General features: G+C 55.4%; 8 protein-coding genes. 2 read left to right on the top strand and 6 right to left on the bottom strand.

The genetic code is table 11. The features are described from left to right. Positions 1-105: 105 nt before the first annotated feature. The gene (locus U5A65_RS24425; protein ID WP_321947885.1) at positions 106-1,419 is read left to right on the top strand and encodes a hypothetical protein; all 1,314 of its coding nucleotides are present in this window, start codon (positions 106-108) and stop codon (positions 1,417-1,419) included. A gap of 10 nt (positions 1,420-1,429) precedes the next feature. On the opposite strand, the gene U5A65_RS24420 is transcribed toward U5A65_RS24425, so the two are convergent. From U5A65_RS24420 to U5A65_RS24405, 4 genes are all read right to left on the bottom strand, one after another. After that, the gene (locus tag U5A65_RS24420) at positions 1,430-2,563 is read right to left on the bottom strand and encodes a GNAT family N-acetyltransferase (protein ID WP_321947883.1); all 1,134 of its coding nucleotides are present in this window, start codon (positions 2,561-2,563) and stop codon (positions 1,430-1,432) included. A gap of 680 nt (positions 2,564-3,243) precedes the next feature. After that, positions 3,244-4,110 carry an HNH endonuclease gene (locus tag U5A65_RS24415; RefSeq protein ID WP_321947881.1) on the bottom strand — a complete coding sequence of 289 codons (867 nt, stop codon included), beginning with the start codon at positions 4,108-4,110 and terminating at the stop codon, positions 3,244-3,246. After that, the gene (locus U5A65_RS24410) at positions 4,107-5,651 is read right to left on the bottom strand and encodes an AAA family ATPase (RefSeq protein ID WP_321947879.1); all 1,545 of its coding nucleotides are present in this window, start codon (positions 5,649-5,651) and stop codon (positions 4,107-4,109) included. The genes U5A65_RS24415 and U5A65_RS24410 overlap by 4 nt, the downstream gene beginning before the upstream one ends. A gap of 225 nt (positions 5,652-5,876) precedes the next feature. Next, positions 5,877-8,744 (bottom strand): TrlF family AAA-like ATPase, encoded by a 2,868-nt coding sequence (locus tag U5A65_RS24405; protein WP_321947877.1) that lies wholly within the window; start codon positions 8,742-8,744, stop codon positions 5,877-5,879. A gap of 521 nt (positions 8,745-9,265) precedes the next feature. Here U5A65_RS24405 and U5A65_RS24400 point away from each other — a divergent pair. Further along, the gene (locus U5A65_RS24400) at positions 9,266-9,694 is read left to right on the top strand and encodes a hypothetical protein (RefSeq protein WP_321947875.1); all 429 of its coding nucleotides are present in this window, start codon (positions 9,266-9,268) and stop codon (positions 9,692-9,694) included. Between the two features lie 55 nt (positions 9,695-9,749). Here the strand turns inward: U5A65_RS24400 and U5A65_RS24395 are convergent, their stop codons facing one another. Both U5A65_RS24395 and U5A65_RS24390 read right to left on the bottom strand, forming a co-directional pair. Then, positions 9,750-10,472, bottom strand: coding sequence for a hypothetical protein (locus U5A65_RS24395; protein ID WP_321947873.1), 723 nt, complete (start codon positions 10,470-10,472; stop codon positions 9,750-9,752). After that, positions 10,462-12,153: an RNA-directed DNA polymerase gene (locus U5A65_RS24390; protein WP_321947871.1), complete on the bottom strand. Its 1,692-nt coding sequence runs from the start codon at positions 12,151-12,153 to the stop codon at positions 10,462-10,464. The genes U5A65_RS24395 and U5A65_RS24390 overlap by 11 nt, the downstream gene beginning before the upstream one ends. Between the last annotated feature and the right edge of the window lie 292 nt (positions 12,154-12,445).

Raw genomic sequence — 12,445 nt, 5'->3', positions numbered from 1 at the left:
ATCAGTTGTGGTAGTTCGGTCTGTGGGGCAATCTCAGATAGAAACGTCTGAGTGGAACGGTACCGACCCTGTGCTGGCATCATACTTTCCAGAGAGTACTTCATCATGAACGCCCCTCACGCCATCGAAACAGGGCACATCACCTTGCTCTGGGTCACGGTGAATTCCGTGCGGTCCCCGGTCTTTAGAGATAGAAAGTGCCGTCTCTTGATTGAAGCGACGGACTATTGCCGAAGCATAGCGAAGAAGAAGCAAGATGAGGCGGCTTCAAATATCGCAATCAATTCGGAACTGGGAGCCGCCACTTACGCTGCGCGCGAGTATCTAACGTTCTCGGCCATAGTGAAGATTCGCTTGGAAGCGTCTAGTGATGAGGCGATTCTTGCATTCCGTGAGTGGGCACTTCGAAGGACCTGTATGCGACCTCAATACAGGGGAAACGAGACCATCGCCAAACGAACCGTGAACGTCAAACTTCGGCACATCTATGCCTTCCTAACTTGGTGCCAAGCGAATGGACGTATCCCAGAAGGGACAATCGGACCTGGTAAAGGGTACAGAGTCCACTCAACACTTCCCATTTGCGACACGACTCTCTTGGAACTTGACCAATCCGAGGCCAAGAAGTACCCGAAGCTCTACACTAGAGTAGGACAAGGGAGTCGAAACCGAACTCGACAGCATCGGGCGTCCGACCTAGAACTTGAGCGCATCGACCAATATATTACCGAAGCACGAGTTTCGTTTTTGGCAGCTCAACGCGACTCTCTCATTCTGCGAATCGCCGACGAGACCGCTTTCCGCTGCGGTAGCATCAACAGCCTGACTAAGGCTCACTTTTCTGACAAGTTGCTTGCCCAAGCGGAAGAGCGCGAGGCGCCGGCCTTTGATGTCAGTCCTGTCCAGAAATTTGGGTATGTTGACGCCTTTTCCCTATCGTGGGAACTCACCCGCGAAATTGTTCGCTATATCGCATCTGACCGCCAAGAGATAATGGACCAGCATCGAGCGGACGAGAAACGTGCTGAAGGGCGGATTTTTCTCAGTGTCACCACTGGCAGGCCGCTGTCTGACAACTATTTGTCGGGACTCTTTGGTCGTTACTTCACGGCGGTCGGTGCGCCGAAAGGTAGCGGACTGCATTCAGTACGAGGTGCCACTGCCACTCGGACCATCAAGAGCGAGATAGAACTGCGCCTCAGAGAGGGGCGCTCCCTTGACCGCGTTGACATATTAGACGCGGGAGCTAGCAAGCTCGGTCATCACTCGTTGACCGCGCAGCAGTACTATGTCGAGGCATCGGCGATGAGCCGATTATTCTCAGTCGAAGCGGTTCTCCAAAATCGCTTGGCGGCGGCGCAAAGCGAGATTGCACGTCTGCGCGCTGAACTCGCACTCAAGAAGCGTCGTTCTACCTAAGACCTCCAACTTAGCGCTTGAGCTTAAACGGAGTATGTCCTTCGAGTTCCTCAATATGCTCGCCCATCGCCTCGGTCTCTTGGTCAAGGAAGTCGGCGATTGCCGCGGCAAACCGGTCGTCAGCAACCCAATGCGCAGACCAGGTGGGCGTTGGCATCAACCCCCGCGACATTTTGTGGACACCCTGCGCACCACCCTCGAAGCTCTCGAGGCCTTCAGCGATGCAGTATCGAATGCCCTGTGTGTAGCAGGTCTCAAAATGCAACCCCGAGATGAACTCTCGCGTCCCCCAGTAGCGGCCATACATAGTTCCGCCTTCAACCACATTGAGGGCAACAGAGAGCGGTTCACCATCGACCTCCCCTATCACCAGCATCAGCGCGTCAGGCATCGTTCGATGAACCTGGTCGAAGAACGCGCGCGATAGGTAAGGAGGGTTCCAATGCTCGCGGTATGTCCGCTCGTAGCATTCATAGAAGAAGTCGAGTTCCGCCGAGCCGATTTCTTGGCCGCGTAACCAACGGAAAGTCACGCCGGCGTCCGCCACTCGCCGACTGTCCTGCTTCATCTTCTTGCGCTTGTCGTGCGACATTGTCGCCAAGAATGCGTCGAAATTCTCATACTCCGCGTTCTCCCAGTGGAACTGGACGCCCTCACGAAGCATGTAACCGGCTTCGGTTAGTGCTTCCACGTCGTCCGCGCTTGCAAACAGAAGGTGCATCGACGACACGTCGAGTTGTCGGGCGAACTGGATAGCCCCACGTGCCAGTAGCACACGGTCAGCATGGGAGCTTGCAAGCAGGCGGGGCCCAGTCACCGGCGTGAAGGGAACGGCCGAAAGGAGCTTCGGGTAGTACTGGATACCGTGACGTTCGAAGGCATCTGCCCACGCGTGGTCAAAGACGTATTCGCCCCGCGAGTGGCTCTTGAGGTACAGCGGCATGGCGCCGGCCAGCGCGCCGCCGCGCCTCATCAGCAAATAGGTGGGCTGCCAGCCGGTCTTCTTGGCTGCGCACTTCGAGTCGTGCATCGCTGAGAGATACGCGTGCTGAACGAACGGATTGCCGCCGCTAAGGGCGTTCCATGCATCCGCCGTGACATCCGAAAGGGAATCGACTACTACGATTTCGACCTTGCTGCTCACTCCCCGCCTCCCGAAGACCTTCCCTGAGCGACCCGCTGCCGCAAAGCAGCATTGTCGCGCATACAGTAAAAGTCGTCAGGCAGCGGTGCCAGCACACCAACACAGGACGCTCAGCTATCCGCGTCCTCGCCGAGTTGTCCTCGCAGCGCAGTCAAATGGGCAGACAGCGCGTCCGCCGCATTCATGTCCTCACGGACCCGGCAGAACGGCGAAACGGGTTCAACCTTACCGCGTGTGGCGCCGACCTTCTCCAAAACGCAAGGTGCCGAGATGGAATCGGCCGGCTGGTGCAGCTTTGCCGACTTGTCAATCCTCACTGGGCAGCGCCCAGCCGAGTCTTGGATGTAGAACCTTGACGTTTCGGAACGTGTGTGCCCAAGGTGTCCGGCGCCCACCTCCCTCGCAAGCGCCAAACACTCGCTCGCGCGCCTGCCCGTGGACAACTCCAACTGAAGCGCGAGTGCGAGCTGAAACCGCCTGACCTCTGCTGGGGTCAGATAGCTGCGACCTTCCGGTAGCTGTGCCTCGTCAAGTGCAACATCACCCCTCATGACAATCTCCTTTCGGCTTAAGCGCAGAGACGCAAACCACACCTCCGAGGCGCAGTCGGAACAAGCTTAGACGGAAAAACCTGGTCCTTCCACAGTCTTTGAATCTACACGGTCCAAAGGAGACCGTTATCAAACCAATGAGCCGTCGGCCGGACGGTCAACTGCGGTCAGCCGGTCGAACAGCCACTGCGTTACATCAGGGTCCAGGAGCCCGCGAACGAAAACTGAATTCCAGTTGTTTTTGCCTTTGTGATGCATGTCCAACAACTCAAGCTCCCGCGACAACGTTGCTTGCAGCCCCTCTACACTTGCCGGTATTTCGCCGAGACCGCGCACGACTTGCTCTGGCAACTCGCATAGATTAGTCCAGTTGTCAGAGAGGTACTCGAGAATCGCCGTGCTACCCACGATTTCCGCGACGTGAAACTTGACGGCCTCGTAGTGTGGGTCTGCGTCGTCCAGCAGAATTCTCAACGTAATGCGTGGAATCAAGCCGAGGTCTTCGAAACGCCCAGCAATGAGTCGCTCCGACAAACAATCATCGAAATATGGATGGAGTACACGCGCCCCAGGCGCCGCTCCTACCGTCGTCTTGCCTCGCTTATTGTTGCACTCACAGGCAGGCACAAGATTCAAAGAAAAGACTGCAAACGCCGCGTAGTCATCTTTCGGCAATACGTGGTCGAGCGTACCGCTGTGCATTGAACCGCACATCGGGCAGACACGCTGTCGATGCTTCTTTCTTATCCCCGTAATATGCGCAATGACCTTTGGCGGGCTTCCGTAGTGCCCCTTGAGGAACGTCTCAATTTCTGGGTCTAGTGGCACCTCCACAACCTCAAGTGCATTCCCCGCCACTGCCTTATATTGGCCATATCCCGCGACAATCGCAGGCACCCATGGCTTCAAATGAGGATAGCTGCCAACGCCGTCGTTGTCGGCTAGTTCTCGAAGTGCAGCCGCGTCATCAAAAGCCGGACGAGGCAATTTGTTCATTTTTTCCCTGATTCCAACTCTAGTCTTAGTTTACCAAGCAGCTTCGGCGATAGCTCGTCGCCGTAATCCGAGTAGAGCTTTTCCCAGTCTTGATAGCGCTTAAGCAAGCGTTCTTCGACATCAGAGGCGAGTGGTGACGGCTCATCTTCGCCGAACACAAAATACGAGATTGCCCCAATGTCTGCACCAAAAGTCTGAAGTCGCAATGGTTCCGTCCTCACCACGCCGTCGATGACGTCCAGAACCGTAACCTGCTCACTGAAGACTTCCCGAACACAGTAGACCGAGTGCGTTGCTATTACCGCTGCTGAGCCAGTCAGCTTTAGCATGTTATCGAGCACAACAATGAACTGCTTTATGAAGTTCGGGTGAAGGTGCGTCTCGGGCTCATCAAGCAAGAGCAGTGAACCGTTCTCGATGTACAGACTCGCTCGAGCTGCAAACCGCAATAGGGAGATTTCGCCACTACTCAGTGGGTAGGCTTCTCCATCAACCACACGTACCGGCTCGGAATTCAAGTCAATCGACGAAAAAACGTCGAGCAACTCATCGTTTACGTGCTTCGGCGGTGTATCAGCATTGACATCGTTTGCTTTGCTTGTGTCAGGTATCCCTCGTAGAAGATAGAGCTCGCGCGGCGGGGCTTCCATCTTCGTTTGTGGAAGCGCAATCTCCTCCCAGTTGCGGATTATTTGTATTGCATTGATGAAAATGGTCCACCGAGAGTATGTACCGATATTTCCTTCATGACGCGCAAGCTGGAGAATCAAATCAGCAATGGCACCACCACGTCCAAACCGCTCTACGCGATTGAGCGCGAACCGCTTATACCAAACACTACTAGCCTTTCTCTTATCAGGAGGAAACGCCTCGTAGGTCGGCGCGAAAGCAAGGAGCCGATTAATCGAGACTCGACGTGAAGTCGTCGCCTCACTCAGCGTATCCTCATCACCAGTAATTGCCGCCCTCGCGATGTGTACGAGCGCTTGGCTTTTGCCTACCCCGTTCCTGCCAATTACCACGGCGATGCGCTTCGGCAACTCGCTTTGATGGTCAAAGCTAAACACAAGATTGTGGTCGTTTTTTGCTCCCCCAAGCCTAAACATGACGCGAAAGTCCGGCGACATTTTCCCAAATATCTCGGACTCAGGCCCCCGAAGAATTGACCCTGCGTTCTTGAATGCGAAAAACGCCTCCGATGTCCTGATGAAGGAACGTTGGAAGACTTCAGTGGCGGTTGCCTGCTTCAATAACTCTTCGCCTGGATGCCATTCCCCCAACGCAACTACGTCATTCAATGCGAGTAACAATCCTTGGACAACTTCGACGCCAAGAACTCCCACCAGTCCCCGGTAATCGGCCAACGTAGGCAACATCGTAAAGAATGCATCTGTCTTCTTTGGAGCGATTACATCACTCTGTTCATTTCGAATCCTAGTATCGATGTAACGCGCATCGCTGAGTTTGCTCGCACCTCCAGATGTGACGAATCCCACAAGCCCTTCAACCATCATTGAGTCGACTTCACCTTCAAGCTTCACGTGGATAGCGACACGAGTTCGGTACCTCGAACGGTCCAATTTGTCTTGAATAGGGATGACGAGGACTGAGTTTGCGCGGAGCTTTTCGAGTGATGCCTCCGAGCTCCCAAACAATACCCGGAAAGCTCCCCCGGAACCTGAACTGCTTTTACTTGACACCATATCTCAACCATCAAAATGGGGAAGCAAGAAACTTCTGCGACTATAACGAATCACGCGAAGGCTCTAGAAGTGGTACTTATCTCCACGACGCTTAAATGCCTCCTCAGAACCCTCCATAATGTCGAGTACAGCCTTCGACACAGCGTCTCGGTCCAAGCCACCTTGCGTTAGACAAGTACCCCGACCATCGCGCGCCTCGAAAGCATGAATAAGCTCTGCGTCGGCGTTTACTGGGATGTTCGCATTGTGGGTCGCAACGATTATTTGTCGACGTTCCTTCGCGGCCCTCAAATCGGTAACCAGTGCCCGATAAATGAAGTTTGAATCCAACTCATCTTCTGGCTGGTCGATAACAACTGGCCCCTCGCCCCTCGCAAGAAGAAGGTTCAGCAAGACTGTGTTGCGCTGCCCTTCCGAAAGCGCTCCGTTAGTCGTACCCGCTGACGTACCGTCGTCCCTTATCAGTTCCACGTCGACGACATCACCGATGCGCGTCACACGTGCCCTCTCCCACAACGGTAAGTTTTCTTGGCTGAAAATGTGGTCACGAACCGATGGCTGCAAATCCTCCGCCACCTGGCCGTAGAGATACGGTAGTGCTCTCGGGTCTTCGCTAAACCTCTCAACAATCTCCCAAGGGGACGTAGTCTTTTCCCCTTCGGTCCACACTCGAAAGACATCCTCGCCAATTTCGTCCCAACGACGCGCAACCTTGCTTCGACCGTCTTTAGGAGCCATTTGACGCCAAATATGCATGAACGCACTCCCATCATCCATATAGGAGACGTGAATCTTCAGGCGCTGAGAAGTGATGCCTGCTTGAAGCGAATCTGCGATACGTTCGCGAACTTTGAACTGTTCCCGCCAGACTCCGTGGAGTTCGCCAATAGCCGCATTCAAGCCTTGAGCAACGACAGTGGCGCTGTCCAATTTGGTCCGCAATTCATCGGCATATGTTTGCTTAGCCTGCTTACGCTCATCCAGCTCCTTTATTCGTGTTGCTTCCTCAGGCGGTACATCGTTCCGCTCGCAGGCTTGCTTGAATTGCTCGTCGGCGTCAGCGATGGCCTTTCGGACCTCGGTCGACTGCTCGTCACCAACAGCAGTCTCTACCGACTCCCGATATTTAAGAAGAGCAGCTTGCACATCTCGCAGTAGCGCTTCACGCGCTTCGCGGACACTAGCACTCGCTTCTACGAACCATTCTACGTTTGGCCAGTCAGTCAAGTCTCCCGGCATATTTAGGCTTTCGGCATCGATGTCGCCGAGTTCTCTCGACAGCCTTTCCGCGGCCGACCTGCTCGACTCCCTCAAACTATCTAGGAAACGGCCAGCAGAGTTTGCCGCCTGATGGCGCCCCAACCATTGCTGGACAGACTGCCGCGCCGCCAATTGACGTGTGACTTCCGTTACTTCTTGAGCAGCGGCCCTAGCTTGGCCGGATAGCTTTGCGGCCTCACGGCTTGCTTGAAGACGCCGAAGCACCTCCTCGCGTGCTCCATCTTCTCTGACTGCCAGCTTATCTAGCTCTGGCCCACCTGCTGCATCTAGAAGCGCAACGATTTGTCTTTGCGCTCCGCTATCTCCAGTCATGCTACTCAACTCGCCTTGCCCAAAGAACTGGGCATGAAGTTGCTGTAAGACGGTTTGCAAGTCTTCTACCTCTCGTCCTTCAATACGCCTCGGCTGCGCCGAACTTGCCGGCGTATACACCAAAACGTCGGTCACACCGGGTTGCGTTTCGAACGCAACCCTAACCTCCCCCCCGGGAACAGAAATAGTAGAGAGCAATCGCGCCTGCTTCCTGCCTAAGGTTGTCTTCGGGTCGATTCCGGTGGCTTCGTCGTCTGAGAATGCAAAGCGCAGGTACTCCAACAGAGTCGACTTTCCGCTACCACGTCCGCCGATAACGCAGTTCAAGTTTTCCGAAAACTCAATCCTCTGGTCGGCCAGGAATGTTGCACCTTTTATCTCGATGGACTTTAATCGCGGGTGAAGCTGCTGTTCACTGGGCCTACTACCGAGCAACCTAATTCGTGACGCCGGGTCGAGAAATGCCTGCCTCAGCGCCTCTATCGATGGTTGCGACATCTTGACCCAGGTGTACCGATAGCCGAGAGCATTGGCACGAGGCATGCCATCCTCGCCTGTCTTCAGTGACTTGGCGTCGGACGACATAACGCACGCTGGATGTCGATTGTTCCGCGACCACTCAGGGTTCTTCCCCGTCACAATATCTTGATAGCGGGGTGCGGGGGGGTTGGATGTCACCTCTACAGCAAGCAGTTCCGTGTTCTGGTAATCCTCCAAATTTCGCGGCTGAGAAAGAATTCCGTCAACTTGGTCTGAATGAGCCGCGATAACGATGCCGCGGTGCTCTTCCTGTACGATTTCGAGCAGGTGTTTCAGACTAACGTTCTGACCGGCGACTCTTAAGGGAAGCGGGTGACCGCTCCTGAATCGTTGATTCTCACCCAAGCCGAGTTTTGTCAGAATCATATTGACTCGACGTACATGGGACATCTTTGTCGCCGGCGAGAAAAGACACAGCGCGTGATAGCCTATGTCAACTTCGAATCCCGGAAGGATATGAAGCGGTGGGCGACCGAGCGTCTTCGCCACCGACTTGTTTTGTTCTACAAGATGGGTGAGGAACCAATCTCGAGGCTCTGTCTTCTGCGAAAAGTTGTGGTCGGTGACGCCGATGAGCTCTAGGCCGAGCTCGTGGCATCGGGTCAGAAATTTCCGTGCGCACGCTTGAATACGTGATTCGTCGGGCACACGGGGAGCACTTTCATCGGAGCCGGCCTGACCTAGAGGGCGCCGCGGGTCGCCCAATCGTGTCTCATCGTCAAGCCAGTTTGCGTTATCTTCAGGCGTCTGCACCTGAAAATCGCATTTTAGCCATCGCATTCCCTCGTACTTGGCCATCAAAACCTCTAAAGTTTCCATCCCGTTTCGCTTTGCGGGCCTACGGAGGCCAGACAACCGTACCTCGATAGTTTGCGGCAACAGCTACGCCTAAGCAGCCTGTGGGTGGCCACACCAAAGTCGGCGCGGCGTTATCTTTTGGTCCGCATCAACTGCAACTGGTCTGCATCATAGATGCTGGAGACGTCACCGCGCCCCGAGGCAAAGACAACGCCATCGGTTCGCGAATCACCGCGGCGTGGTCTCTCAGTAGCCTTTACTTGTCTCGCCGCCCCGCCTCCTGCTCGTAGAACCCAAGTATGCCCGAAAGGCTATTCACCGGAACCTAGCGACTTCTCGCACTATGCGCTTTGCATGGCTTCTTGCACGTGAAACTACCCATAGAAAGGCACACGTTAGCTAGATTGCACGTTCAAGCTAAGCATTCTGCCGTCGCCTATAAAGAAGCTGAAACATCTGCCGCCATTCAATAGCTAGCGCTTCGCTGGCCAAAAACCAACAAGATTCGCGAGAACTAGAGAATGCCAACAATCAACGCGTACATCCCGCAAGTCACCTCCCTCATGTTCGAAACCGAAGAAGGTCAGCGGGCTGCCAGTGCCCTCATCGAGTTTGGCGGCTGGAACCACGTAGACAACGTGCTGGTACCAATTCAAGTGACCGAGCTCAGCCGGATGCCCGGTGCGGACGTGATTCGATGGGTGTTTGATAGCCTGTCGGCCGCCGCCGAAGCCGGCCGCCTCGACGCAGAGCGCTATATCGCGCAGGTGTTCCCTGGCGCTGGCGACCTGCGCGATTTCCGCGCTTTGCTGCGTGACGTGGGATTCGAGCGCTGGATGACCGACCGCCACCACGCCGCTCTGCGAAAGTTGGGCAACGCGGAGTGCGACTGTTCCACATACCCTGGTGCGACGACTCTGTTTGACCCGAAGGACGTCGACTGGGCATAACTCCGCGACATCCTATAACAACGCTCGTTCCCGTCCTGCACGGTAAGTCGATTGCCTACCGCGTAAGGCGGGAGCCCACGAGAGATTGAAATAGCTGCAGAATGTCTACCTTCGCTCTTCCACTGCCAATGGCCGACAGGAACGCGGCATACGGCATGGACACCTCAACGCCACTGCGTGGATTAAGCAACACGAAGTCCTGCCACTCATTGCCCCGGCCTTCGATAGCAGCTGCATAGCTCAGAAGCCAGTAGATGGCCACTTGACGGTAGTCTGACGCCGAAAACCGCTTGGCGGTGCATTTGACCTCAATCAATGTGTGGCCAACCGAAAAGTCGCCCTGCCCACTCGCTATCCACTCCATGCCGGGGATTGGCGGACGTAACACAAGCGGAAGTCCGCGCTCGCGACTCATCTCCATGAGCCGCTCTGCCAGATTCGCCCCGACAATCGCAGCGACAGCCTTGTCACATAACTCTATTTCCCCGGGAAGCCTAGCGTCGAAGAAAGCCTGCTGACGCCGAAGCGCCGCATCGACGCACTCATCCCAATCGATAGGAGTGCCTGTCGTGATTCGCTCTCCAACGGAGTAGCCAAGTTCGAACAGCATTGCTCGCTGAAGCTTAGACAGGGCAAGCAACGCTGGAGACACCTCCTGAATCGCAAACCTCTCTGCACTTGAGTTGAAGTGCGCAACGATTCCTGGTGTCAGCTGCGGAAACACCTCGTCGAAGATTCCCGGTATCTCACGGGCGACAGAGCGCGGGTCAATTTGCATCCCTGACCTCTTTCGACCATTCCTCGTAGAGGGTCGCGAACAGCGGCTCCGCTCCGCGCGGATGGCCTTGGAGTTTCTGCCTGTCCTTCTCCCTATCTAACGGAACCTCTAGGCCCAGCGACCAGGCTTGTGGCGTAGCGTGGCGGAACTGCCGCCGTGCGGCGTCTCCTTCATCGCCAAAATTGTAGGTCGCAAGCCAGAACAAGCGCTGGCAATCGGCGTTCAACAGCGACCAACGATTCCGGAGACGGTTGAACTCTGTGCGGTCACCCCAATTTCGCCAGCAGTCTATGCATGCACGACGGACGGCGTCTAGCTGCGTCGCATCCCAAAGCTGGCGCACATATGTAGCTCGTTTAGGCGTAGAGCAAAATCTCAAGCAACGCATGTAGTGCAAAAGACTCGCATCGACCTTGAGGAGGTGAGCCGAATGGAGCGGGACTGCATCCAGCAACGAATCAATGTCTTCGCAAATAGACTCGAATCGCGAGTCACCGCGTAAGTGCGCGATGCCGCGCATGATGGTTGAAAACGATGAGCGGAACGCATGGAGATTTGTACCGTTCAGCAATGTGGAGGCAATTTCGAGCGCGACGTCGGGCTCGTGTAGGCGCATCGTGCGCCCAATTTGCGCCACCAAGAAGGTGTCGGGTAGCGCTTTCTCCAGCTCCCGATTCAGCAAATTCCGAACTTCAAGCGTCTCGACGGTTTCCTTCAGCGACTCATAGTCGTGGCTGGGGTTATCGGAATACGGGTCAAATCTCAGGTCGATGGTACGGAGCTTGTTCGCCTCATCATCGCCCGCGCCAAGCTGAGAGCGTACGTAGTCTCGGTAGTGCCTCGACGAAAGGAAAACGGTCTTCGATTTGTTGAGGCTTAGACCGTAGTCCGTCAAGCTTTGCGCCAACACTCCGAGTGCGCGATAAGCGTCTGCGGTATTGCCTGCAATCAGCACGTAATCGTCGACATACCTATGCCACGCAACACCGGCAGCCGTAATGGCCATATCGACTTGGTTCAGGAATAGTTCAGCCAGGACACGCGCTCCTTGTCCCCCAACAGGGAGTCCGAAGGACCGCCCTGCTGAGAGCTTGCCCAATAGCGCATTTACTTGCTTCGAGACTTGTTTGCTGTCACCACCGAGGTCGTTAATGAAATTCTCTATGTAGTGGTGAGAGACGTGCTCGTAGAAGCTGGAAACGTCGGTCTGGACGATGACGGCGTCCGGGCCGGCAGCTTCAAGGTGCTGTAATGTCGCTTCTTTGAACGCCCGCCACGAGCGGTTTGGGTCAAACAACTGCGCGCCGTCACCATCCAAATACCTGTACGAATGTGCTGTATCTTTGCGCAGAGGCTCTAGAACCTCTGCCACAGAGATGGCCAGACCATTAAGGTAAATGTTCCAAAACGGATGAATCTTCGTTACTACTCGGAAGCCAGCGGGCCCCGAAGGGGCAATCAGCCGTTCGTTGGCTATGTGCATACCAGCGATTCGCTCATGGTTCTCCTTGATTGGCCCGTTGCGCAACTCCTCATAGAATCCGAGCGCAATGGTCGCCAACTCCTGCACACGGTCCCCACAGAACCGAACGTCTATGTCGAACGGTAGCGTGTCGTTGTCACCATGTGCGGAGATATCCAGCGCGGCACGTTGGAAATGACGCAAGGTCGGCTTCAGCAATTTGGGTAGCTTACGTGGCATAGTTTTACGTTGGACGTGAGGGTCGCATTGCGCTTCCTTCCATCGTAACAGAGCGGAAAGCGACACTTTTCATGCGCACGGATTGCCGCCCCCTCCGGGGAATGGGCAGTGCGCACAACTGACGTGGGCGATGCACATCCCGCGCTTCAGCCGCGCGGTTGAAATTAGCAACGCTGACGATAAGGCGCGCCGATTTGTTGGGCTCTCCGTCCCGCCCGCGCCTCACGTCGCTGAGCAAACGGTGGCGCCTCTCTATGTGTTATCCTGGCTA

This window comes from Paraburkholderia sp. J10-1, from assembly GCF_905220165.1.
In the GTDB taxonomy this organism is placed as follows: domain Bacteria; phylum Pseudomonadota; class Gammaproteobacteria; order Burkholderiales; family Burkholderiaceae; genus Paraburkholderia.
The sequence above is the reverse complement of the archived record's forward strand: the minus strand, read 5'-3'. Positions and strand labels throughout refer to the sequence as shown.

What these genes read in the sequence shown, in the direction of transcription:
- U5A65_RS24415 (WP_321947881.1), bottom strand. Translation starts at nt 4,110, where the DNA reads ATGAACAAATTGCCTCGTCCGGCTTTTGATGACGCGGCTGCACTTCGA.
- U5A65_RS24425 (WP_321947885.1), top strand. Translation starts at nt 106, where the DNA reads ATGAACGCCCCTCACGCCATCGAAACAGGGCACATCACCTTGCTCTGG.
- U5A65_RS24400 (WP_321947875.1), top strand. Translation starts at nt 9,266, where the DNA reads ATGCCAACAATCAACGCGTACATCCCGCAAGTCACCTCCCTCATGTTC.
- U5A65_RS24395 (WP_321947873.1), bottom strand. Translation starts at nt 10,472, where the DNA reads ATGCAAATTGACCCGCGCTCTGTCGCCCGTGAGATACCGGGAATCTTC.
- U5A65_RS24405 (WP_321947877.1), bottom strand. Translation starts at nt 8,744, where the DNA reads ATGGCCAAGTACGAGGGAATGCGATGGCTAAAATGCGATTTTCAGGTG.